This window comes from Amycolatopsis roodepoortensis (assembly GCF_014873915.1).
GTDB lineage: Bacteria > Actinomycetota > Actinomycetes > Mycobacteriales > Pseudonocardiaceae > Amycolatopsis > Amycolatopsis roodepoortensis.
In genome coordinates this window covers 1,091,376-1,113,791 of record NZ_JADBEJ010000005.1, presented here as the reverse complement: position 1 = coordinate 1,113,791, position 22,416 = coordinate 1,091,376, and the positions used below count along the sequence as shown (strand labels likewise).

Genomic DNA, 22,416 nt, shown 5'->3' with positions numbered 1-22,416 from the left:
TGGCGCGGAGCTGAAGTCGTTGCGCGAGATCGCGTTGTGGATACGCAACGACTGATTTTCGTCCAGGTGGTGAACGCCCGTGGCCTCGGTCGCTCACGCCTACCTCAAGATCACGCCCTCGTTGCAGGGTCTCGGACGTCACCTCCGCGACCAAGTCCGTGAGGCCGAAGGGCAGGCCCCGAAGGTCAGCCTGTCGGCCGAGGTGAAAACCGCGCTGCTGCGCGAACAGCTGCACGTCGCCGCCCGTGAAGGCGATCAGATCGCGATCCGGCTAGTGGCCGAGCTGGACTCTGAACCGGCCGAAACCCGCTTCGCTGCGCTGAAACGCCGTCTCGACGGGCAGAACATCACGCTCAAGGTCGTCCTGGACAAGTCGGTCGGCGCGAGTATCCGCGGCCTGTCCGACGTGGACTCGCGGATGCGGTCGGCGACCGGTGCGATAGCGCTGCACTCGGGCGCGGTCGGTCTGGCCACCTTGAAGTACGGGGCGATGGCGGCCGGTGCCGGGCAGGCCGGGACCGCGTTGGGCGGTCTCGGGTCGGTCGCGGCCACCGCGTCGGGGTCGTTGCTGGCGGTTCCTGCTGCCGGGCTCGCGGCCGTGGCGATCCTGCAGACGCTCAAGCTCGGGATCTCCGGGTTCTCCGACGCGCTCAAGGTGTTGCAGCTTCTTCACGTGGTCTGCCCGCCACACGTGACCGCGAGCGCACGGAACACCCGCCTCGATCAGCTCCCGCGCCAGCACCGACGCGTTCGGTTCCTCGATCAACCGGTCCACGATCGCCTCCGCGAACGGCGCCGTCTCCGGATCCACCTCACGGTGCGCCTCGCCTGTCCGCTGGTCATAGACGATCCGGTACCCGTAGCCCAGCGGGCCAGCCCACAGCCCTTCCATTGCGCGAGCCTCGACACCCCGGCGGGTCCGCTTGCGGATCTTCTCCGACTCCCGCTCCGCGTCGACGGCGTCCTCGGCGGTGTCGATCCGGTCGTCCGGATCGTTCATGTCATAGATCCGGTCGTCGTAAGCCCAGTAGCCCCCGACCTTTTCCAGAATGTCGCGCAGCTTGGCGAACACCGACAGGTTCCGCTGAGCCCGGGAGTTCTCCCACGTCCACAGCGTGTTTGCCTGCCCGGTCGACAACAGCCGCAACGCCTCGTTGTAGTCCTGGCGTTCCTCGGTCGCGTACCGCGACCCCGACAGGTTGTTGTCCACCAGGACCGCGACCACGGCGATGCCGTGTTGGGAGCAGAACTTGCGGCCCGTCGCGATCTGCGAGGCCACCGAGACCTTCCGACCCTTGACCGCGTTCGACGCCCTCGCGTAAATGACCGCGCGCAGCTGCGGATACTCCCCAGAGTCGATTACCTCTGACAGACGACGACCCGACAGACGGCGAGTCAAAGCTTTCGTCATGAACAAACCCCCAGCAAGCTCGCTGGGCGGCGGTCGTCATTGGACCCCATTTCGTGCACGCCGAGTCTAGCCGACACAGCACGCAACACCAGGGCAGGGACATGATCAGTGGTGGAGTGCTGGACCCACGTTCCCGCAGGTCCAGCACCGTTTTTGGCTTGGGTTCCGTTCATGAGTTCGGGAACCTAAGTTGAAAAGCCGCCAAGGAGGCCTTCACGGCATTCCGGCAAGCTCAGGTGGCGCGGCCCGCCAGCGCGTCCCGGATCTTGTCGATGAACGCCGTCCCCGGCGCGAGGATCCGGTTCGCCGGCGGCCGGTCGGGAGCGGCGGGATGCGGCCGCGTCGGCGCGATCTCCTTGGCCCGCAACACCTTCTCACCCAGTTCCCGCAGATCTTCCGGCGAGCAGGCGGCCTGCAGCTTCGGCAGCAGGTCGCTCTCTTCCTCTTCGATATGGTGCCGGACGTCCTCGATCAGCTTGCCGACCAGTTCGTCGAACCGCTTGTCCGACGGGTCCAGGCCGATGAGGTCGTTCATCACGCGTTCGGCTTCGGCGTGCTCCTCGATCTCGTGGTCGGCGACCTCGTCGCCGTCCGGAAGGTGCTTCCGTGCGGCGGGATACATGTGCTGCTCTTCGGCGATCGAATGCCGCACGAGTTCGGCGATCACGTGGTCCGCGAGGTCCTTGCGGTGCTGATCACCGCCCTTGCCGGATTCGAGTTCCTGGAAGATCCGTTCGAAGGCGCGGTGGTCCTCGGTGATCACCGAGACGAGGTCGTGTTTCGTGGTGGTGGTCATGGACACTCCTGTCCGTGCTCGTCAGTCCGACGCCGCACGGATACCCGTTCCCCGCGGTTCAATCACCCGGATTCGTCGGTGACGTGGTGCGGCGCGCCGACGGGTTTCGATTCGGGGGAGCCGCGCTGGCGCAGGTAGACGCTGAACACCGCCATCGAGCCGATGGCGAGGAATTCCGACTGCCAGTTCTGCAGGGTGCGGTTCCAGAAGTCCGACGACGCCAGATAGCCGAACCACGTCTCCGGATCACCGAATTCGGTGAGCTGCTCGGCGTTGTAGGCGCTCATCCCGGCCACGGACTGGGCCAGCCAGGACAGCAGGAACAGCCCAAGCATCACCAGTCCGAGCGACATCGAGAAGATTCCCGTGCGCCAGCCGCCCGCCCGTGCCCATTTCGGCGAATCGGCCGTCGAATGCCTTCCGATCTGCTGCTCTTCGTCCGATTCCAGCCCGGCCCGCCCCGCCGGTTTCGATTCCGGGGAGCCGCGCTGAAGCAGCCACACGGTCGCGAACACGTACAGGAAGAACTGCAGGTATTCCGATTGCCAGTTTTCGGCGACATCGACGGCGAAGTCGGCGGACGTCAGATAGTCGAGCAGGCCGATCGGTTCGGCGGCGTGCGTGAGCCGCCTGTCGTTGTAGGCGGCGAGGCCCGCGAATGCCTGTCCCGCGAGGCTCAGCAGGAACAGCAGCCCGAACGCCAGCGAGAGGGCGTTGTCCCGGAGAAAGCGCCGCATCTTCCGCCTCCTTCACCGGTGGAGCAGGCCCAGTAGGACGCAATAGCCGAGAACGGCCACGACGAAGACGAGGTAGACGGTGAACACCGGGCGCGCTTTCACGGTCCACCCACCGCGCAGTCGTAGACCTGCTCGTTCCGGTGGCGGCAGCCCGCGCCCGTGATCACCCATCCGGTGGAGGATTCGTGCAGGAAGAGGGTGTCGCGGGCGGTCTTCACCTGGGCTTCTTCGCTCCAGACGGAAACCGTTTCGGGCGTTCCGCCCGGGACGTCCGCGCCCGCCAGGCCGCGTTCACAGCTCTCGGGTGCCCAGGACTCCTGGGCCCGGGGCGCCAGCAGCGCGCACGCCGAGCGGTGATCACCCGACGCGAGCGCGCCGAGGAACCGCGCGGCGGCCTCTTTCGCCGGCCCTTGCCCACTCGCTCCGGTACAGCCGGCGAGCAGCAGGCAAATACCGAACGCCAGGGTTTTGACGATCATGGAGACGGGGTACCCCGGTGTGGCGTCGTTCACACTTGGCGTCAGGAAGCGGGGTACTGCTTCTCCCTCAGCAGGTTCGCCAAGTGGACGGCGTTGCGCGCGAGGGTCGCGTTGGTCGAGGCGACCGCTTCGGGCGTTTCGTCGAGATCGTTGTAGTCGCCGCCCTTCATCGCCTCGCCGTTCCAATAGGTCCCGCCCTGGGCGGGCACGGTGAATCCGACGTCGTTGAGGGCCTGGAACAGGTCTGCGGTGATCTTGTGGGCGCCGTCCTCGTTGCCGACGACGGCGGTGACACCGACCTTGCCGAACATCGCGGGCCTGCCCTCTTCGTCCGTTTCGGACAGTTCGGCGTCGAGCCGTTCCAGCACGCGCTGGGCCACACTGGACATGTGGCCGACCCAGGTCGGCGTGGAGATCAGCAGGATGTCGGCCGCGGCGATCTTCCGGCGGATCTCCGGCCAGGCGTCACCGTCGCCCATGTCGCCTTCCACGCCGGGTTTGACGTCGTGGTCGACCACGCGCACGAGTTCGCCGGTGGCGCCGTGCCCGGCCAGTTCGTCGAGCAGCTGCTGGGCGATCAGCGCGCTGCTCGATGGCGCCGGCGACGGTTTGAGCGAGCACACCAGTGCGAGGGCCTTCAACGGCTGGGTCATCCTGTCCTCCTGTTCGGGTCGGTACCGAGCCCCGTATGGGTGAAGCCCGCCTCGCCGACGGTCGCCGGATCCAGGAGATTCCTGGCGTCGACGACGACGGCGCGCTCGGTGGCGGCGGCGAGCCGTTCCCAGTCGAGCTCGCGGAACTCGGGCCACTCGGTGAGCACCACCAGCGCCGCCGCGTCCTTCGCGACCAGGTACGGGTCGTCGACGACCTGGACGATGTCCGGTTCGACGGCCTCGACACCGGGGTCGTACGCGGTCAGCACCGCGCCGCTCCTGGCGAGCTCCCGCGCGACCGCGAGCGCGGGGGACTCGCGCAGATCCCCGGTCCCCGCCTTGAACGCCAGCCCGAGCAACCCGATACGGATGCCCGAGAGCGAGCCGTCCGAAACCCCGGTGATCGCGAGGCGGATCTTCCGCACGACGGCCGCCCGCTGGCGCGCGTTGGCCTTCATGGCGTCACGCAGGATGCCGAAGTCGACGCCAGCGTGGTCGGCGGTCCGCAGCAGCGCGGCGGTGTCCTTGGGCAGGCACGAGCCGCCCCAGCCGGGGCCCGGCACGAGGAAGGCGGGGCCGATCCGGGAATCGAGCCCCATGAGCCGCCCGACGTCGCGGATGTCGGCGCCGTAGTGCTCGCACAGTTCGGCGAGGACGTTCACATAGGACACTTTCAGCGCCAGGAACGCGTTGCTGGCGTACTTCGTGAGCTCGGCGCTGGCCGGATCGGTGAACCACACCGGCGCGTTCGTCTCGCCGTACAACGCGGCCACCCGTTCGGCGGACGCCCGGTGCTCCGGCACCGCACCGAGGACGATCCGGTCGGGCGTCAGGAAGTCTTCGACGGCGTGCCCCTCGCGGAGGAACTCGGGATTGCTCACCACGGGCAGATCCGGCCGCCCGAGCAGCTCCGTCAGCCGGGCCCCGGTGCCGACCGGGACGGTGGACTTGGTGACGACGACACACCCCGGCCGCAGCAGCCCGGGAAGCGTGGCAACGACCTCTTCCAGCACCCGGACGTCGGCGGCACCGTCCTTCCCTTCCGGAGTGGGTAGGCACAGAAACACGAAGTCCACATCGGACAGCTCGTCCGGCGTGGTGGTGAACCGGAGCCGTCCACAGCCCAGGCCGTCCCGGACGAGTTCCGTGAGCCCCGGCTCGACGATGGTGACCTCGCCGCGCCGCAGGGCCTCCACTTTGGACTGATCGTTGTCGACGCAGACCACCTGATGCCCCAGCTGGGTGAAGCACGCGGCGCTCGTGAGCCCGACGTAGCCGGCGCCGATCACCCCGACCCGCTCACCCACGGGATGCCCCCGCGGCCAGCAGGCCTTCGGCCGCGGCGAGGACGCGCTCCTCACGTAGCAGCAGCAACCCAGGATCCGGGGCTTCGCCGTGCGGATCGCCGACGTCGCCCACCCAGAGGACGGTGTGCTGCCGGGCCTCGGGAGGCGGGCCCCACAGCCTCGGCGGGGTCGGCCCGAACAGCAGGACCGACGGCGTCCCGTATGCGGTGGCGAGGTGCCCGACACCGGTGTCGCCGCAGATGACCAGCCGCGCTTCGGCCACGGTCGCGGCCAGTTCGGCGAGCCCGTCGCCGGCGAGCACCGACTCGGCCGGCAGCCCGGCCGCTTCGGCGATCTCGCGGGCGAGCGGTGCTTCCGCCGCGTTTCCCGTGACGACCACCCGGTGACTTCCGGAGAGCGCCCGCGCCACCCGCGCGTACCGGTCCGGCGGCCAGCGCCGGGCGGCGAACGCGGCCCCGGGGTGGATCACCACCGCGCCCGCCGCCGGGCTGGGACCGGGCGGCGGCGGCAGCGCGAGATCGGTGCGGTCGGCCGGGATGCGGGCGGCCTCCAGCAGACGGCACCAGCGGTCGACTTCGTGCGCTTCGGCGGGCCAGTCCGGGCCGTCGACGCCCGGGAAGTCCGGATGCCGGTACGTGATCAGTTCGAGCGGCTCCTGGGCGAGCAGGTCGTGGATGCTCTCCGGGCCGCGGCCGTGCAGGTTGACCGCCAGCCGCGGCGGCTCGCCGGGCCAGGACAGTTCGCCCAGACCGGCCGTCGGGAGCAGCTCGTCCACCGCGTCGATCAGTTCGACGATGTCGCGCAGCTTCTCGGGTGCGGCGAGCACCAGCCGCTCGCCGTCGAAGGCGCGGCGCAGTGCCCGCAGCGCGGGAATCGCGGTGAGCAGATCCCCCAGGCCGAGGGCGCGCAGCACGAGGATGCCACTGGTCACGGCCACGACCCCTCTTCCGAAGCGCACACCACGAGTTCGCGGACCTCGCAGCCTGGCGGCTGGGACAGCGCGAACACCACCGAAGCCGCGACATGCTCGGGCTGGTTGAGTTTCGCGTCCGGCGGCGGCTTGTACTGCTCGGCCCGGTCGTCGAAGAACGCCGTGTGCATCCCGCCGGGGACGAGCAGGGTCACCCCGACCCGGCCCGCCAGCTCCATGGCGAGTGCCCTGGTGAAGCCGACGACGCCGAATTTCGAGGCGCAGTAGGCGCTCGCGTCCCCGGCCACCCGCAGCCCCAGCGTCGACGCGCAGGTCACCACCGTGCCGTGGCTCAGCCGCAGATGGGGCAGCGCCGCGCGGACGACCGCCGCCGTGCCGAGCAGATTGACCCGCACGACGCGTTCCCAGTCCTCTGTGGACACTTCGTCGAGGGCGCCGCACGCGTCGGTCCCCGCTGCGGTGAAGACGCCGTCGATGCCGCCCGCCCGTTGGGCGAGCTCGTCCACGGCGCTCGCGGCCGCGGCGGAATCGGCCAGGTCGGCCCGGACGAAGGCGACGTCGGCCGCCGGTTCGGCGCGGTCGATGACAAGGGGCGTACCACCCGCTTCGCGGACGGCTTCGACGGTCGCGGCACCGAGTCCGGAGGCGCCGCCGGTGATCAGGACGTTGCCGAGAGGGCGCATCATGCTCCTTCCGCCGCGGCCACCAGCCGGGTGGTGGAATAGCCGCGGATGGTCGGGATCAGGACGATCTCGCCGCCGTGCCGGCGCACGACGGCGCTTTCGGGTAGTTCCGTGTCCGCGTAGTCGCCGCCCTTGACCCAGACGTCCGGGCGGAGGCGGTCGAGTACCGCGGCGGGATCGGGTTCGTCGAACACCACGACGGCGTCGACCGACGAGAGCTCGGTGAGCAGCCTGGCGCGGTCCCTGGCGGTCACGATCGGCCGTCCCGGACCCTTCAGGCCGCGCACGGAGGCGTCGGAATTGAGGCAGACGACGAGGGCGTCGCCCAAGGCGCGAGCCTGCCGGAGCAGACTGGCGTGTCCGGGGTGCAGCAGGTCGAAACAGCCACCGGTGGCGACGAGCCTGCCGCCTCGCGCGCGGACCCGTGCGGCCACGTCGAACGCCGAAGCGCCGTGGTGCGCGGTCTCCGGCCGCGGTTCGTTGTCCACAGTGGACAGCGTGGCGGCGCCACCCGTGGCGACGAACCGCGCCGCCGTCTCGACCCCTGTGGCCACCGCGTCGGCGGTGGACGCCCCGTCGAGCAGCGCGGCGGTGACCGCGGACGCGAAGCGGTCACCCGCGCCGCAAGTGTCCTTGGCGACGACGCCCGACGGCGGCCGGAATGTGGTGCACGAGCCGCCCTCGGTCAGCACCGCGCCACGGGACCCCGTGGTGACACAGACCGCGTCGGCCTTCCAGAGCGAGTGCACCTGCTTCGCCAGGTCCTCGGCGTCGGCGCGGGACTCGGTGAGCTGCTCGGATTCGGCGAGATTCGGGGTGGCGAGCCGGATTCCCGCGACCGGCTCGGCTCCGCGGGGATGCGGATCCCAGACGACCGGGATGGTGCCCGCCAGTTCGGCGAGCAGCTCCCGGACCTCCGGATGGCCGGTCACGCCACGGCCGTAGTCGGCGACGAGGATCGCGCCCGCCGAACGCAGCGCTTCACGCACGCCGGCGGTGAGCGGCGAGTGCTCAGCCCTCCCGTCACCGCTGTCGAGGCGGACCAGGGACTGTCCGGCGGCGCGAACCCGCGTCTTGGTGACGGTGGTGCCGCACAACGGCATCGGCACCACCCGGACCTCGCGCTCCAGAAGCCCCGCCAAGGTGCGGCCCGCTTGGTCGCCACCCAGCGGGGTGACGAGGACGACCTCGGCGGTGGACCGGGCCGCGAGCAACGCGGCCAGCCCGGCGCCGCCCGGCCGCCGCCATTCACGGGCGAGGTCGACCACGGGGACCGGCGCGTCCGGGCAGAGCCGGTCCGACGTGCCGTCGACGTCGATGTCCAGCAAGGCGTCGCCCAGCACGACCAGCGGCCTCACGTGGGCACCCCCAGCGCGTCGTCGAACGCGGTGCACAGAGCGTGCACCAGCGCGAGATGGACCTCCTGCACGGTGGCCGTCGACGGCGCCTCCACCGGGATCGCGTCGTCGCACAGCGCGGCCAGCGGGTTGGGGGAGGGGCCGGTGATCGCCCAGGTGGTGATGCCGAGTTCGTGGGCGGCCTTCGCGGCCGCGACGACGTTCTGGCTCCCTCCGCTGGTCGAAAGGCAGACGAGGATGTCGCCGGAGCGGCCGTGCGCGCGCACCTGGCGGGCGAAGACCTCGTGCTCGCCGTAGTCGTTGACGATGGCCGTCACGGCGGAGGTGTCCGCGTGCAGGGCGATCGCCGAGAACGGCTGCCGGTCGTTGCGGAACCGGCCGACCAGCTCGCCGGTGAGATGCTGGGCTTCGGCGGCGCTCCCGCCGTTGCCGCACGCGAGCAGCCGTCCGCCCGAGGACAGCACGGTGGCCAGATGGTCACCCCAGTCACGGATCTTCGGCGACCAGGAAGCTGACTTCCCGGCGGCCTCGCTCAACGCTGCGAAGTGTTCTTCGATCACGACACACCTCCAAGGTCAGGGACGGCGGACCACGAAAGGTCCGAGGGCGAGCAGGTCGATGGGGGCCGAACCGAAGCACTCCAGCGCGTCGCGCGGGGAATCGACCATCGGCCTCCCCGCGGTGTTGAGGCTGGTGTTGACCACGGCCGGGACGCCGGTACGCCGTTCGAACGCGCCGAGCATGCGCGCCACGAGCGGTTCCTCGCCCGGGTCGACGGTCTGCACGCGGGCGGTGCCGTCGACATGGGTGACGGCGGGGATGCGATCCCGCCACTTCGGCGCGACGTCGTGCACGAAAAGCATGTACGGACTGGGAAGCGGGCCGCGGGAGAAGATCTCGCCCGCGCGTTCGGCGAGCACCATGGGGGCGACCGGGCGGAACTGCTCGCGGCCCTTCACGTCGTTCAGCCGTTCCAGATTGGCCTCGTGGCCGGGATGCGCGAGCAGCGAACGGTGGCCGAGCGCGCGGGGGCCGAATTCGGACCGGCCCTGGAACCAGGCCACGATCCGGTCTTCGGCCAGCGCTTCGGCGACGGCCTCGGCGACGTCGTCCGGCCGTTCGTAGCGGACGTTCGCGGTCTTGAGCGCGTTCTCCAGCTGGTCGTCCGTCCAGCCGCGGCCCAGGTCCGCGCCGGTCATCGGGCGACCGCGTTCCCCGAAGTCGGCCGCGAGCTGCAGGGCCGCGCCGAGCGCGGTACCGGCGTCACCGGCGGCGGGCTGGACCCAGATCCGGTCGAACGGTCCCTCGGCGTGGAGCCGGGTGTTGGCCACGCAGTTGAGCGCGATCCCGCCCGCCATCGCGAGGTCGGTGTGCCCGGTGTGCTCGTGGATCTTGGCCGCGAGTTCGAGCAGCACGTCCTCCAGGCAGCGTTGCACGCTCGCGGTCAGGTCGGCGTGGACCTGACCGGGTTCCTGCCCCGGTTCGACGGCGGGCGCGAAGGAGGCCCAGTCGATCTCGTCGGTGCGGAACCCGAGACCGTTGGTGTGCACGCTTTCCGCGATCCGGTCGAGGAAGCGGGGCTTCCCGTAGGAGGCCAGCGCCATGACCTTGTACTCGTCGCTGGAGCGGGCGAACCCGAGGTGCTCGGTGAGGTCCTCGTACATCAGCCCGAGTGAATGGGGGAGCCGTTGCTCGGCCAGCTCCTCGAACTTGCCGTCGCGGTACTCGCCCGCGAGATAGGACGTGCTCTCGCCCCGGCCGTCGGCCACCAGGACCGCGCAGTCGTCGAACGGCGCGGCGAGCGCGGCCGAGGCGGCGTGCGCGACGTGATGCCGGACGAACCGTACGGTCGCGGGATCCAGCCCCGGCAAGGCCGCCTTGAGGAACGCGGGCGCCCGGCGGGCGAAATCGGTGCGGAGGCATTCGTTCTTCCCGTCGTGCCCCGCCAGACCCGGCTCGACGAGCGCCGGATCGTACGAATAGCCGACGGCGTCGAGATCCTGCGCGGAGATTCCGGCCTCCGCCAGACACCACGCGGCGGCTTCGGCAGGTTGTTCCCAAGCGGAGAACGGCACCGGCCGCTTGCCGTGCTTGCGACGGCTGAACCGTTCTTCCTCCGCCGCGGCCACGATTTCGCCGTCGACCACGAGGGCCGCGGCCGGGTCGTGGAAAACGGCGTTGACACCGAGTATGCGCACCGGGCCACCTCTCCGGTCGGGGGACGCGGGCCGTGACCCGCGCTTACTCCCGTAGCGCTACCCGGTGCGGTCGGCGATAAACGATGCGGCGTAAAAGCCCAGGACGTCGCTACAGAGCGAAGCGTCTCTCGGGGGATTCACTGGAGTGCCGAGGCGTCGCGAAAGCCACTTTCGGGACATCTGACGTCCCGAAAGTGGCTTTCGCGACACGCGGCGGGGTGAACGTTCAGGCGCCGGCGGCCGGGTACGGGCCGGACCGCGGCCGCGCGAACCAGGCGACGGTGCGCGGAAGTCCTTCCGTCAGTGGGACTTCCGGCTCCCAGCCGAGTTCCCGGCGGGCACGGGAGATGTCCGGGCACCGGCGGGACGGATCGTCGACCGCCGCTTCGACATACTCGATCCGCGACGCGCTGCCGGTGACCGCGAGGATCTCCTCCGCGATCCGCCGGACGGTGAGTTCGTGCGGATTGCCCAGATTCACCGGGCCGGGCACGTCGGAATCGGCCAGCGCGATCAGCCCGCGGACCGTGTCGTCGACGTAGCACAGGGAACGGGTCTGATCGCCGGTGCCGGTCACGGTGAGCGGTTCGCCCGCCAGCGCCTGCCCGATGAACGTCGGGATCATGCGGCCGTCGTCGGGGCGCATCCGCGGGCCGTAGGTGTTGAAGATCCGCGCTATGCCGGTGTTCACGCCCCGTTCCCGGCGCATGGCCGAAGTGAGCGCTTCGGCGTACCGCTTGGCTTCGTCGTAGACGCTGCGCGGTCCGATCGGGTTCACGTGGCCCCAGTATTCCTCGCGCTGCGGGTGCTCCCGCGGGTCGCCGTACACCTCGCTCGTCGAGGCGAGGACGAATCGCGCGCCGTCGCGTTCGGCGATGTCCAGCGCCCGCTCGGTGCCGTGCGAGCCCGCGCGCAGCGTCTCGAGCGGAAGGCGGAAATAGTCACGGGGCGACGCGGCCGATGCCAGATGGAAGACGGCGTCGAACGGGCCCGGCGCGCTCATCGGAACGGTGACGTCACGGGAGAGGAGCCGGAACCCCGGACGGTCGAGGAGATGGGCCACGTTGGCCATGACGGCCGTGGCGAAATTGTCGGCCGCGACGACCTCCGTTCCCGCGTCCAGCAGGCGTTCGCACAGATGCGAGCCGACGAAACCCGCGCCCCCGGTCACCAGCACTCTGTCCATGGCGACTGGCTACCCCCGGTGAAGGCGGGAAAAACCGTGTGAATCCGCCGATGCCGGGTACGCCTCCGATATGCGTGCATTGGTGATCGGCTGGGCGAGCTTCCGGCACGGCGAAGCGACGGCAGGAGACGTACTCAGCATGCGCAGGGTCGGTGAGGCGCTGTCGACCATGGGGCTTCCGCACGACCTGGCGTGGAGCCCGGTGTACCGGCCGGGCGACGTGAACTACGAAGAGGTGGATCCGGCACGGTACAGCCACGTGGTGTTCGTCTGCGGGCCCGCGCACGGCAGGCAGGTGCGCGAGGTGCATCGCAGGTTCGCCCACTGCCGCCGGATCGCCGTCGGGGTCTCGGTGATCGATCCGGAGGACGACACGGTCACGGCCTTCGACGAGGTCTTCGCGCGGGACCGGGGCGGGGTCGGCGCGCCGGATCTCTCCCTCGGCGTGCCGACCGACACGGTTCTGGTGACCGGCGTGATCCTGGCGCCGGAACAGCGGGAATACGGCGACTTCGGCCGGCACGCGGCGGTGCACGCCTCGGTGAAGGAGTGGATCGCCGGGGTGGACTGCGCCAGGGTGCCGCTCGACACGCGGCTGGCGGCGTCGGATTGGGAACGCTGTGAGACACCGGACCAGTTCACCTCGATTCTGTCGCATCTCGACGTCGTGGTCACGACGCGGCTGCACGGGCTGGCACTGAGCCTTCAGGCGGGCGTGCCCGCACTGGCCATCGACCCGGTCGAGGGCGGCGGCAAGGTCACCGCGCAGGCGGACGCGCTCGGCTGGCCCGCGCTCGTCCCGGCCGAGGAGGCGGGCAACCGTGACGTGCTCGACTCCTGGTGGCGCTGGTGTTCTTCGGTGCAGGGCCGGGCGGTGGCCGCGTTGCGCGCGCTGCCCGGTGACGACGGGCTCGTGCGGGAGATGGTGAAGGCGCTCAAGACCAGGCCGGTGCGATGAGCGCGCCCGCGACGACGGTGGTGATCGCCACGCGCGATCGGGCCCCGGAACTGGAACGGACGTTGCGGCGGCTGGCGGCGCTGCGGCCCCCACCGCCGATCGTGGTGGTGGACAACGGCTCTTCCGACGGTACGGCGGACATGGCCGCCACGTTCCCGGGCGTGCGCGTCGTCCGGTTGCCACGCAACATCGGTGTGTCCGCGCGGAATCTCGGGGTCGCGGTGGCGCGGACGCCGTACGTCGCCTTCAGCGACGACGATTCCTGGTGGGCTGACGACGCGCTCGCCGAGGCCGAGCGCATCCTCGACACCCACGAAGACGTCGGCCTGGTCGCCGCGAAAACCCTGGTGGGTGAAGCGGAACAGGAGGACCCGGTCGTCTCGTTGATGGCCGCCAGCCCGCTCGGCAGGCCCGACGGGCTTCCCGGGCCGGCCGTACTCGGGTTCCTCGCCTGCTCCGCGGTCGTCCGCCGGACCGCCTATCTGCAGGCCGCGGGTTTCCATCCCCTGCTGCATTTCGGTGCCGAGGAGCGGCTGCTGTCCTACGATCTGGCGGCGCGCGGCTGGTGGCTCTGCTACGCGGAGGACGTGCGGGCGCACCACCATCCATCGCCGGTGCGGCCTTCGTCGTCGTGGCGTGAGCGCGCCGAACTTCGCAACCGGATGCTGATCACAGTGATGAGGCGGCCCCTGCGTCGCTGTCTGGCCGAAGGATTCCGTGTGCTGGCAAGGGTTCCCCGGGAACCACATGTGCTCGGCGCCCTCGCCGGGGTGCTGCGGCGGCTGCCCCGCGCGCTCGCCGACCGGCAACGGCTGCCCGCTTCAGTGGAGCGCCGCATCCGCGTTCTGGAACACGCCCATGGAGGATGAAGTGACGGACCGGATCACGGTCGTGGTGATCACGCACAACCGGCGCGCGCAACTGCTGGAGACCCTCGGCTCGATGACCGCGTTGCCCGACGCGGCGCCGATCGTGGTGGTGGACAACGCTTCCGGCGACGGCACGGCGGACGCGGTCGAGCAACGGTTCCCGTCGATCCGGGTGATCCGCTCGCCGCGGAACCTCGGCGCCGTCGCGCGCAATCTCGCCGTCCGTGAGGTGGAGACGCCGTATGTGGCGTTCTGCGACGACGACACCCGGTGGCAGCCGGGATCACTGCGGCGCGCCGCCGAGCAGCTCGACGCCCACCCCGGACTGGGTGTGGTGACCGGGCGGTGCCTGGTGGAGCCGTCGCTGACCGAGGATCCGATCACCCCGGAACTGCGGTATTCGCCGGTCCCCGGCCCGGATTGGCTGCCCGGCCCGGCGCTGCTGGGCGTCATGGCGGGCCTGTCGGCCGTCCGCGTCCGTGCCTTCCATGACGTCGGCGGCTTTTCCGACCGGATGTGGCTCGGGGGAGAGGAAGAGCTGTTCGCCCTCGACCTCGCGGCCAAGGGCTGGTGGATGTGCTGGGACGAGGAGATGGTGATCCATCACGCCCCCTCGGCCGTCCGCGATCCGCGGCGGCGACGGCAGCTCGGCATCCGGAACACGCTGTGGACGTTGTGGTTGAGACGTCCTCTCGGCAGCATCGCGCGCCGGATGGTCGCGGTGCTGCGTTCGGCGCCCTTCGACCGGGCGACGTTCGCGGCGGTGGCGGAAGCGGTGCGGGGGATCCCGTGGGTGCTGCGGGAGCGCGCGGTGGTGCCCGCCGGGGTGGAGCGGGGGCTGGTGCTGCTGGAGGAGTCGCAGCGGAACTCGGTCGCGCGACGGTATGTGGGGTGAGCTGGTTCTTGGGGTGATGCGAAAGCCACTTTCGCGACATGCGCGCCGGATTGGGCTTGGTGACCGAGCACCACGGCGCCCGATCATGGACGAGAGTGACCGAGCGTGGTGGGTGTGTGGAAATAGGGCGTTCACTGTCTCTATTTCCACACACCCCTCCGGCCGGTGCCCCGAAAGCCACTTTCGGGACATCCTCCTGCGGCCAGCGTTGCGAAAGCCGCTTTCGCAACCTTCAACGTTGCGAAAGCGGCTTTCGCAACACCGGCTGCAGTGAGCCATGTCCTGAAAGCCACTTTCGGGACATCAGACGTCCCGAAAGCCACTTTCGCGACACGCGCGCCGGGCAGCAAAGCTCAAGAAGGCGAAGCGGCGGTAGCCACCTCAGTCTCCCCACTCGAAACGCGCCCGTAAGCGCGCAAAGTATCCGCCGCCACCCGATCCCACGAGTACCGCGCCCGAACCCGGTCGGTCCCCGCGATCCCGAACGACTCGCGCGCCGAAGCGTCGCCGAGAAGCCGCCGCAGCGCCGCCGCCAGGTCCTTCGGGCTTCGAGGCGGCACCAGCAGACCAGTGACGCCGTCGACCACGGTGTCGGTCAGCCCGCCCACGGCGGTCGCCACGACCGGGACACCGCACGCCATCGCCTCGAGGGGCACGATGCCGAACGGTTCGTACCAAGGCGTGCACACCACCGCGTCGGCGGAGCGCAGGAGGGCGGGCATGTTCTCACGGGACACCAGGCCCGGCAGGCGTACGCGGTCGGCGACGGCGGCCCGGTCGGCGATCGCCTGAAGCCGCCGCACTTCCGGAGCCCCGGCGAGCGGGCCGGAGTCCGGGCCGCCGGCGATGACCAGTTCCGTGTCCGGGAGCGAGGGCAGCGCGGCGATGGCGAGGTCGAAACCCTTGCGCGGCACCAGCCTTCCGACGCTGACGATCCGGTGCCGGGCCGTGCGGGGTGCGGTTTCACCGTCCGGGGTGAACTCGGTCAGGTCGACTCCGCACGGGACGACCGAGGCGCGTGAGCGCGGCAGGCCCATCCGCACGAGTTCGAAGACCTCGTCCGAACAGGTCGCGATCACCCGGTCGGCCTGTTTGGCGATCATCCGTTCGAGCCGGATCCGTTCGGCCGGGCTCGTGTCCTTTTTGCCTTGATAGCGTCGTTTCACCACGCCCAGCGCGTGAAAGGTCTGGGTCACCGGGATGCCGAGATCCTTCGCCGCGAGAATCGAAGCCAGGCCGGACATCCAGAAATGCGCGTGGACGACGTCCGGCCGGTCCTTGGCCCAGCGGGAGCGCAGCACCCGCCCGAATTCCCCCATATGCGGCAGCAGTTCGTCCTTCGGCAGCTTCCTCGCCGGGCCCGCCGGGACATGGACGACGCGGTAGCCGTCCGGCGTCTCGACCGTCGCGGCGACGCGCCGGTTCTCGCGCCGCGTGTAGACGGTGACGTCGTGGCCCTGCCTGCTCAGCGCGGCGGAAAGCTCGGCGACATGGACGTTCTGGCCACCGGCGTCCACGCCGCCGAGCGCGGCGAGCGGGCTGGCGTGTTCGGAAACCATCGCGATCCTCATCGGACTCCTTCCCGCCGCGGTCGGCGTGGTCAAGCGGTCACCTCGGTCAGCAGGGCGTCCCAGCGGTCGAGGAACGCGTCGAGCCCGTAATGGCTCAAGGCGAACTCGCGAGCGGATTTCCCTGCCAAGACGGCGAAATCGGGTTCATGGATCAGTTCGCGGTAGGCCCGCGCGAGTACGTCGATGTCCGTCGAGACGGCGCCGGCGTCGGGCGGGACCGCGAGAACGGCTTCGGTGGTCGCCAGCGCGACGACCGGCATGCCGAGGTGCATCGCTTCGAGCAACGAGAGCCCCAGCGACGTCCACCGGGCGGTGTGCAGGTAGACGCGGCGCCGGGCGGCCTCGGCGTGGAGTTCCCGGCTGCGCAGGTCGCCGCCGGGACGCACCGCGGGATGACGGCCTTCGAGTTCTTCACTGCCGATCCCGAATACGTCGACCGGTGCGATCTCCGCGAAGGCGGGGAGCAGATCGGTTCCGGTGATCCGCCCGCGCCGCGCCGGTTCGTTGATCAGGGCGGCGCCGTGGGGGAGTTCCCCGGTGTAGCGCTCACCCGGATCGGGGATGCCGTGCGGGACGACCACCGTGGGCGCGAGACCGGAGTCCCACATCAGTTCGTTGAAGTGGGTCACGTGGACCAGCGGGATGTCGTCCCGGTCGGCCAGCGGATGCCGGGTCGTGGCCGCGTGCTCCCGGGGTGTGTTGTGCTCGACGTAGACGGCGGGGACTTCCTTGCCGGGACGGCGGTGCAGCCACCGCGCCGCCAGGTGGATCTCCTCGGGCCGCTGGAGTACGACGACGTCGAAGTCGTGGTCTTTCAGCTCGTCGACCGGGATCTCCTCGGCGGAGGGCCAGTCACGGCCGCTGAGACCGCGTCCCCAAGGCCCGCCCTCGGCGAGCAGCGGCAAGTGATAGCGATGGCCGCCCTGCACGAAGGATTCGGTCCAGGATCCGTGGACGTGCCACAGGAGGATCCGGAGCGGGGCCGTTTTCGTCATACCCGCCAGGTTGCCCGTTGTGGACGGACTAAACGTTTTCCGTTGTCTTACTTTGCTTCCGCCGGGAGACACGGGTGGCCGCGATACCGATCACGAGGGCCGCCAGCGAGGTCAGCGCGTGGAGGACGTTGTCAGCCCAGCTGAGGTTGACGGCGTCCCCGGACATGTCGGTACCCGCCGAAAGGACACCGAACGCGGTCAGCCCGGCGAACGCCACGAAAGCCAGCCAGCAGTAGGCCGGGATCGCGGACGGTTTCAAGAACGCGATCACGCCGAGCGCCCCGAGCACGGTGCGGATGACGTCGAGCATCCCGGTCGCGCTGAAGATCCACAGCGTGTTCTCGCCCGCCTGGTTCGCCTCGGGAAGGAAGAAGAAGCCGAGTACACCCAGCACGAGATGGACCAGTGCGATGAGCAGCACCACCGGTCGCAGGAGGAAGCCTGTCGTACGCAGATTCATCGGAAAAGCCTCCTGTTTCGCCAGAAGCCCGTCGGATACCCCGTGGAGACGCCGCGAAACTCCCCCGGCCGGGCGAGCCGGGGGAGTTTCGCGCACCGGCTCAGCCGGATTGCGGGTCGGTGTCGTCGTGGGGGTCCCCGGACGAGGTGCCCTGCTCCCCGCGGACCTCTTCGCGTTCTTCCTCGTCTCGTTTCTCGCCGGGGTCGGCCTTCTTCTCCACCTGGGCCTCCTTCGGTCGCTTGTCCCTGCGGCTACCCCCTGCTGGGCCTGTCCAACCCTCGGATCGCCGGCCATTGTGGACGTTTGGCACCACACGACCGGGGTAGCCGGGAGCAACATCGGCGAAACCCGGAGGGGACATGACCGCGATCTCCAACGCAGCAGCGATTCCACTTGCCCCGGCGCGGCCACGGCTGCTGCGACCCCCGGGGGTGTACCGCCCGCAACACGACACCTGGATGCTGGCGGGCGAGTTGAGCAAGTCAGGGATGCCCGCGGGGGCGAGAGTCCTGGACCTCTGCACCGGGACGGGCGCACTCGCCCTGGCGGCCGCGGCGCACGGCGCGGGATCGGTCACGGCGGCCGACATCTCCCGGCGGGCGCTGGCCGCGGTGTGGGTCAATTCGCGGGTGCGCCGGCTCCCCGTGCGGCCGCTACGTGGCGGCCTGCCGGAAGCGGCGCGCGGCGGACCGTTCGACGTCGTCCTCGCGAACCCGCCGTATGTTCCGTCCCCGGTGGCGGCGGTCGGGGCCGCCCGGGCGTGGGACGCCGGGCCGGACGGCCGGATCGTGCTCGACCAGGTGTGCGCCGGGGCGTCGACCCTGGTGGCGCCGGGCGGCTACCTGTTGATGGTCCACTCCGCGGTCGCCGGCCCCGGCAAGTCGCTGGAGCAGCTGCGAGCCGCGGGATTGACGCCTTCGGTGGTCGCCACCCGGTCGATCCCGTTCGGGCCCGTCATGCGGGCGCGGGCGGCCTTCCTCGAGGCGGCGGGCCTGATCGGCGCCGGGCAGCGGCACGAGGAACTGGTGGTGATCCGTGCCGACCGGCCGTGAGACCAGGGTCCGGATCGAACCCGGCGGGCCCCTCCTGGTGGAGGGGCCGGTCGAGATCGTCACCGAAGACGGCGAGACGGTGACCTCGGATCGCTTCGTGGTCGCCCTCTGCGCCTGTCGCCGCAGCAAGCGTTACCCGTTCTGCGATACCAGTCACCGCCGCCGTTCACGCCAAGGGGTGCAGCGGCCTCAGGAGTGAGCTTTCGCCGGCTGACCAGGTACCCATCAGGTGCTCGGTCAGCCGGCCCTCCAGCAGGTCGGTGGCCTGGACGCCCAGCGCGATATCCGCCGCCAGGCCCGGTTCCCGCTCCAGCAGGTCACCGACGACGTCGTGCCGCAGGACCTGTTCGTGCACCGCGTCGGCCTCGATGTGCTCGGTGTAGAAGTACCGGCATTCGGCGGGCCCGCCGAGGCGCTCCAGCGCCTGATCCATGCGCCTGGCGGCGGGCGCGGTGGTGATCTCGGCGGCGGCGAAATGCCCGACGAGCGCGCCGCGCAGGCTCCGGTGCAGGCCGAACAGCGACATCATGTTCACCGTCGCGAGCATGGTGGCCGGGACGTGGTCGAGGTAGGCGAGGTAGCCGGGCGACAGGCCCGCCGCGGTCAGCAGATCCGCGAACAGACGGGAATGCGCCTGGTCGGCCCGCCCGCCGCCGAACTCGTCGAACTCCACCGCGACCAGCGCCGCCTTGGCCCTGCCCCGCAGCCGCGGGATCACCCACGCGTGGGGATCGGCCTCCTTGAGGTGATAGATCGACCGGTGCGCGAAGTACTCCTCGACGTGCCACCATTCGCCCTCGTCACGCAGGAAGTGGGAGACGCCGCCCCCGTCGACCGGTTCGACGAGCAACTCGTCCAGCAGCCCGGCGACGTCGTCGCCGCCGGGTACGGCGGCGCGGATCCCGTCGAGGAACGCGTGCTCCAGAACGGACCGGAATCCGAGCAGGCGGGAGTCCCATTCCCATTCGGAGTCGACACCGTCGAAGCCCTGGTAGTGCAGCTCGTAACAGACGTGCAGCGCCAGTTGCAGGTCTTCCCCGAACGGGTCGGCGTCGGTCGCCGCCTCGAGGTCGAAGTCGTCGCGGCGGCCGCCCGCCAAAGTGTCCACCACGGCGGCCGAAAGCGGGCCGCGGATCTCGGGCAGCCTCGCGGCCACCTCACGGTCGATCGTCGTCATGCCCCGGGAGTACCCGATCTAGGCGTGCGGAACCGTCTCTTCGGTCAGCATCCGCAACACGGCGACCTCGCCGTCGGCGGCGGCCCGGCGCTGCCGTTCGGCGCCGGTGCCCTCCCGTTCCAGCTGCCCCAGAAGGGTGCGGACGAGTTCCGCGTCGCCGGTTTCCTCCAGCGCCTCCTTGGTGTGCGCCAGCAGCGTGGCGACCCGGTCTCCCACGGGGACCGGCTTTCCCGCCGCCGGGTCGATGGCCGGCCCCGAAAGGCCGTGACGCGCGGCCGACCACACCGCCGCGGCGGTAATCTGCGGATCCAGCGGGGTGGCCTCCACCCCGCGGTCCAAGTCGGCGAGTGCGGTGCGCACCAGCGCGCGGGTCAGCAGGCCCTGAAGAACGGCTTCGTCGACAGTGGACGCGGTGTCGGCGGCGCGGACCTCGACCGTCGGCCACCGCGCGGACGGCCTCGCGAGCCAGAAGGTCTGGTGCTCGTCCACGAGGACACCGCAGTCGACCAGCCGTCCGACCTGCTCCTCGTAGGCGGCGGCGTCGGTGAAGTACGGTGCGACGCCCGAGCCGGGGAAACGGCTCTGCTCGACCATCCGCCAGCTCTCGTAACCGGTGTCGCGGCCGCCCTCGAAGGGCGAGTTGCCCGACAGCGCCAGCAACGTGGGCAGCCATTCACCCAGGTGATTGACGACGGCGACCGCGGTCTCCCGGTCGGGAACGCCGACGTGCACGTGGCATCCGCAGGCTTCGTAGGCCTTGACCACGCCCGCGTACAGCGCGTCGACCTTGCCGAACCGGTCGTCGGCGCCGTAGTCGCGCTCGGGCGAGGGACGCGGGGGAGTGCCGGAGGCGAGAATGGCGCAGTCCTCGCCCGCCGCCGCTTCGGCGAGCGTGCGGCGCCCGGCGGTGAGGTGTTCGTACAGCTCGTCGGCGGTTTCGCAGACGCCGGTGGCGGCCTCGATCTGGGTCGGCCGCAGTTCACGGTGGACCGCGGCGCCCTCCGGCAGCGGACAGCAGATCCGGTGCCGTTCGAGCACCGCCTCGGCCCGGGGACAGCTCACCCCGGTCCTGGGATCGACCAGCAGGAACTCCTCTTCGATACCGATACCGGTCATCACCGCTCCCGCTTCTTCGGCAGCGCGCGGACGGCCGGCCCCTGGATCACCGACCCGTCCAGGTCGAACCGCGAACCGTGGCAAGGGCAGTCCCAGGTCTTCTCCGCGTTGTTGAACGCGACAAGGCAGCCCAGATGGGTGCAGTGGGCACCGACGGCGTGCAGTTCGCCGCCCGGATCGCGATAGGCGGCGACGAGTTCGCCACCGTCACGGGTCACCTTCGCTTCACCGGGCTGGATCTCGTCCAAGGAGGCGGGTTTGCGCAGCGCGCTGAGATGGTCACCGACCAGGAACTTCGCCACCGTGGCGTTGTTCTCGACGGTCGAGATCGCGGACCGGAGGTCGAAGCGGTTCGGGTCGTACAGACCCGCGGACGGGTTGTCGCGTCCGGTCAGGAGATCCGCGAGGAGCAGCCCGGCCGCGGTACCGCCGGTCATGCCCCACTGGCCGAAGCCGGTGGCGACCCAGAGATGGCGGCTCGCCGGGTGATAACGCCCGACATACGGTACGGAGTCCAAAGTAGACAGATCATGGGCGGACCACCGGTGGGTGACCCGGTGCACGCCCGCGTGCTCGCCCGCCCAGCTCGCCAGCCGTTCGTAGCGGCTTTCGACGTCGACGGAGTCGCCGACGCGGTAGTGCTCGCCGCCCACGACCGCGTAGGGGACGCCGTCCTTGAGGTAGCTCCGCACGGAGTGATGGGTGTCGGCGTCGAGGTACATCCCCTCCGGTGGGCGGTTGCCCTCGACCGGGCCGGCGACGACCAGGTCGCGCACCGGGTCGAGCCGGGCGAAGAACAGGCCGCGGTCGAACACTGGATAATGGGTCGCCACCACGACCTCGCCCGCCCGGACTTCGCCGGAACTGGTGCGCACCTTGACGCCGCCGAGTTCGTCGACGCCTTCCGCCCGCACACCCTCGACGATCGTCCCGCCCGCGCGCTCGATCTCGTCGGCCAGCGCGAGCAGCCAGCGGCGCGGATGGAAGTGCGCCTGTGAGGCGAATTTCACCGCGCCGAGGGCGGGCACGTCGAGGTCGACCTCGGTGACGTAGGAGGCCGGGAGCCCGGCCTCGGCGGCCGCTTCCGCCTCGCGTTCGAGGCTTTCGATCGTCCCGGGGTGGGTGGTGTAGACGAAACTGTCGGCGCGGGTGAAGCCGCAGTCGATGCCGAGTTCGGCCGTGGCCGCGGCGATCCAGTCCAGCGCGGCCGCCTGCGTGTACGCGTACGTCGCGGCGGCTTCGGAACCCTTGGTCTTGGCCAGCGTGGCGTACTTGAGCCCGTGCTGGGTGCTGATCTTCGCGGTCGTGTGGCCGGAAACCCCCGCCGCGAGGCGGCCCGACTCCAGCACCAGGACCGAACGGCCCGCCCTCGCCAGCCGGTACGCCGTCGTGAGCCCGGCGATACCGCCGCCGAGCACGGCGACGTCGACCTCGGCCGGCAGCGGCGTTCCGGTGCGGTCGGGAGCGGGGGCGGTGTCGAGCCACAGTGAACGCGTTCCGGGCAACTCCGTCATGACGGCCGGATTCCCTGGCGGCGACAGGGGCAAACCAGGGTTTTCCGGAACTTCGGAGCGGGTAGCACTT

Annotated in this window: 23 protein-coding genes; 5 read left to right on the top strand and 18 right to left on the bottom strand. The window is 70.4% G+C overall.

Annotation, left to right across the window (positions count from 1 at the left end; all coding sequences use genetic code 11):
- Positions 1 to 271: 271 nt before the first annotated feature.
- The 12 genes from H4W30_RS24545 to H4W30_RS24490 all read right to left on the bottom strand — a co-directional run bounded on the left by H4W30_RS24545 (position 272) and on the right by H4W30_RS24490 (position 11,739).
- Positions 272 to 1,411, bottom strand: a complete 1,140-nt coding sequence (locus tag H4W30_RS24545) for a recombinase family protein (RefSeq protein ID WP_225950200.1) — start codon at positions 1,409 to 1,411, stop codon at positions 272 to 274.
- 232 nt (positions 1,412 to 1,643) lie between these two features.
- Entirely contained in the window at positions 1,644 to 2,207 is a 564-nt protein-coding gene (locus H4W30_RS24540) for a hemerythrin domain-containing protein (RefSeq protein WP_192745014.1), read from the bottom strand.
- Between the two features lie 62 nt (positions 2,208 to 2,269).
- Positions 2,270 to 2,944: a DUF6766 family protein gene (locus H4W30_RS24535; RefSeq protein WP_192745013.1), complete on the bottom strand. Its 675-nt coding sequence runs from the start codon at positions 2,942 to 2,944 to the stop codon at positions 2,270 to 2,272.
- Between the two features lie 98 nt (positions 2,945 to 3,042).
- A complete protein-coding gene (locus H4W30_RS24530; RefSeq protein ID WP_192745012.1) occupies positions 3,043 to 3,423 on the bottom strand; it encodes a hypothetical protein in 381 nt (126 codons plus the stop codon).
- Positions 3,424 to 3,464: 41 nt separating this feature from the next.
- Positions 3,465 to 4,076, bottom strand: coding sequence for a flavodoxin family protein (locus tag H4W30_RS24525; protein ID WP_192745011.1), 612 nt, complete (start codon positions 4,074 to 4,076; stop codon positions 3,465 to 3,467).
- Complete coding sequence (locus H4W30_RS24520; protein WP_192745010.1) at positions 4,073 to 5,383, bottom strand: UDP-glucose dehydrogenase family protein; 1,311 nt, start codon at positions 5,381 to 5,383, stop codon at positions 4,073 to 4,075. Before H4W30_RS24520 ends, H4W30_RS24525 begins: the two co-directional genes overlap by 4 nt.
- A complete protein-coding gene (locus H4W30_RS24515; protein ID WP_192745009.1) occupies positions 5,376 to 6,320 on the bottom strand; it encodes a glycosyltransferase family 9 protein in 945 nt (314 codons plus the stop codon). The genes H4W30_RS24520 and H4W30_RS24515 overlap by 8 nt, the downstream gene beginning before the upstream one ends.
- Positions 6,311 to 6,997 carry an SDR family oxidoreductase gene (locus tag H4W30_RS24510; protein WP_192746801.1) on the bottom strand — a complete coding sequence of 229 codons (687 nt, stop codon included), beginning with the start codon at positions 6,995 to 6,997 and terminating at the stop codon, positions 6,311 to 6,313. Before H4W30_RS24510 ends, H4W30_RS24515 begins: the two co-directional genes overlap by 10 nt.
- Positions 6,997 to 8,355: a PfkB family carbohydrate kinase gene (locus H4W30_RS24505; RefSeq protein ID WP_192745008.1), complete on the bottom strand. Its 1,359-nt coding sequence runs from the start codon at positions 8,353 to 8,355 to the stop codon at positions 6,997 to 6,999. Before H4W30_RS24505 ends, H4W30_RS24510 begins: the two co-directional genes overlap by 1 nt.
- Entirely contained in the window at positions 8,352 to 8,915 is a 564-nt protein-coding gene (locus H4W30_RS24500; protein WP_192745007.1) for a D-sedoheptulose-7-phosphate isomerase, read from the bottom strand. The genes H4W30_RS24505 and H4W30_RS24500 overlap by 4 nt, the downstream gene beginning before the upstream one ends.
- Positions 8,916 to 8,930: 15 nt before the next feature.
- Positions 8,931 to 10,553 carry a carbamoyltransferase family protein gene (locus H4W30_RS24495; RefSeq protein WP_192745006.1) on the bottom strand — a complete coding sequence of 541 codons (1,623 nt, stop codon included), beginning with the start codon at positions 10,551 to 10,553 and terminating at the stop codon, positions 8,931 to 8,933.
- Positions 10,554 to 10,779: 226 nt separating this feature from the next.
- Positions 10,780 to 11,739: a UDP-glucuronic acid decarboxylase family protein gene (locus H4W30_RS24490; protein WP_192745005.1), complete on the bottom strand. Its 960-nt coding sequence runs from the start codon at positions 11,737 to 11,739 to the stop codon at positions 10,780 to 10,782.
- 70 nt (positions 11,740 to 11,809) lie between these two features.
- Here H4W30_RS24490 and H4W30_RS24485 point away from each other — a divergent pair, with 70 nt between their 5' ends.
- Genes H4W30_RS24485 through H4W30_RS24475 form a run of 3 tightly spaced genes read left to right on the top strand, consistent with a single transcriptional unit; the run spans position 11,810 to position 14,461 of the window.
- A complete protein-coding gene (locus H4W30_RS24485) occupies positions 11,810 to 12,697 on the top strand; it encodes a polysaccharide pyruvyl transferase family protein (RefSeq protein WP_225949856.1) in 888 nt (295 codons plus the stop codon).
- Positions 12,694 to 13,566, top strand: a complete 873-nt coding sequence (locus tag H4W30_RS24480) for a glycosyltransferase family 2 protein (RefSeq protein WP_192745004.1) — start codon at positions 12,694 to 12,696, stop codon at positions 13,564 to 13,566. Before H4W30_RS24485 ends, H4W30_RS24480 begins: the two co-directional genes overlap by 4 nt.
- Complete coding sequence (locus H4W30_RS24475) at positions 13,556 to 14,461, top strand: glycosyltransferase family 2 protein (RefSeq protein WP_192745003.1); 906 nt, start codon at positions 13,556 to 13,558, stop codon at positions 14,459 to 14,461. The genes H4W30_RS24480 and H4W30_RS24475 overlap by 11 nt, the downstream gene beginning before the upstream one ends.
- Before the next feature lie 353 nt (positions 14,462 to 14,814).
- Here the strand turns inward: H4W30_RS24475 and H4W30_RS24470 are convergent, their stop codons facing one another.
- The 3 genes from H4W30_RS24470 to H4W30_RS24460 are packed head-to-tail and all read right to left on the bottom strand — an operon-like array spanning position 14,815 to position 17,487.
- Entirely contained in the window at positions 14,815 to 16,032 is a 1,218-nt protein-coding gene (locus H4W30_RS24470) for a glycosyltransferase (RefSeq protein WP_192745002.1), read from the bottom strand.
- 29 nt (positions 16,033 to 16,061) lie between these two features.
- Positions 16,062 to 17,027 carry a glycosyltransferase gene (locus H4W30_RS24465; RefSeq protein WP_192745001.1) on the bottom strand — a complete coding sequence of 322 codons (966 nt, stop codon included), beginning with the start codon at positions 17,025 to 17,027 and terminating at the stop codon, positions 16,062 to 16,064.
- 28 nt (positions 17,028 to 17,055) lie between these two features.
- Positions 17,056 to 17,487, bottom strand: coding sequence for a DUF4383 domain-containing protein (locus tag H4W30_RS24460; protein WP_192745000.1), 432 nt, complete (start codon positions 17,485 to 17,487; stop codon positions 17,056 to 17,058).
- 359 nt (positions 17,488 to 17,846) lie between these two features.
- On the opposite strand from H4W30_RS24460, the gene H4W30_RS24455 reads away from it, so the two are divergent.
- Complete coding sequence (locus H4W30_RS24455) at positions 17,847 to 18,539, top strand: methyltransferase (protein ID WP_192744999.1); 693 nt, start codon at positions 17,847 to 17,849, stop codon at positions 18,537 to 18,539.
- Positions 18,523 to 18,738 carry a CDGSH iron-sulfur domain-containing protein gene (locus tag H4W30_RS24450; protein WP_034322975.1) on the top strand — a complete coding sequence of 72 codons (216 nt, stop codon included), beginning with the start codon at positions 18,523 to 18,525 and terminating at the stop codon, positions 18,736 to 18,738. Before H4W30_RS24455 ends, H4W30_RS24450 begins: the two co-directional genes overlap by 17 nt.
- Here H4W30_RS24450 and H4W30_RS24445 read toward each other — a convergent pair.
- From H4W30_RS24445 to H4W30_RS24435, 3 genes are read right to left on the bottom strand one after another with little or no spacing between them, the layout of a single operon-like run.
- Complete coding sequence (locus H4W30_RS24445) at positions 18,706 to 19,716, bottom strand: iron-containing redox enzyme family protein (RefSeq protein ID WP_192744998.1); 1,011 nt, start codon at positions 19,714 to 19,716, stop codon at positions 18,706 to 18,708. The two genes, H4W30_RS24450 and H4W30_RS24445, sit on opposite strands and share 33 nt — an antisense overlap.
- 18 nt (positions 19,717 to 19,734) lie before the next feature.
- Positions 19,735 to 20,832 carry a carboxylate-amine ligase gene (locus H4W30_RS24440; RefSeq protein ID WP_192744997.1) on the bottom strand — a complete coding sequence of 366 codons (1,098 nt, stop codon included), beginning with the start codon at positions 20,830 to 20,832 and terminating at the stop codon, positions 19,735 to 19,737.
- A complete protein-coding gene (locus H4W30_RS24435; protein ID WP_192744996.1) occupies positions 20,832 to 22,346 on the bottom strand; it encodes an FAD-dependent oxidoreductase in 1,515 nt (504 codons plus the stop codon). The genes H4W30_RS24440 and H4W30_RS24435 overlap by 1 nt, the downstream gene beginning before the upstream one ends.
- Between the last annotated feature and the right edge of the window lie 70 nt (positions 22,347 to 22,416).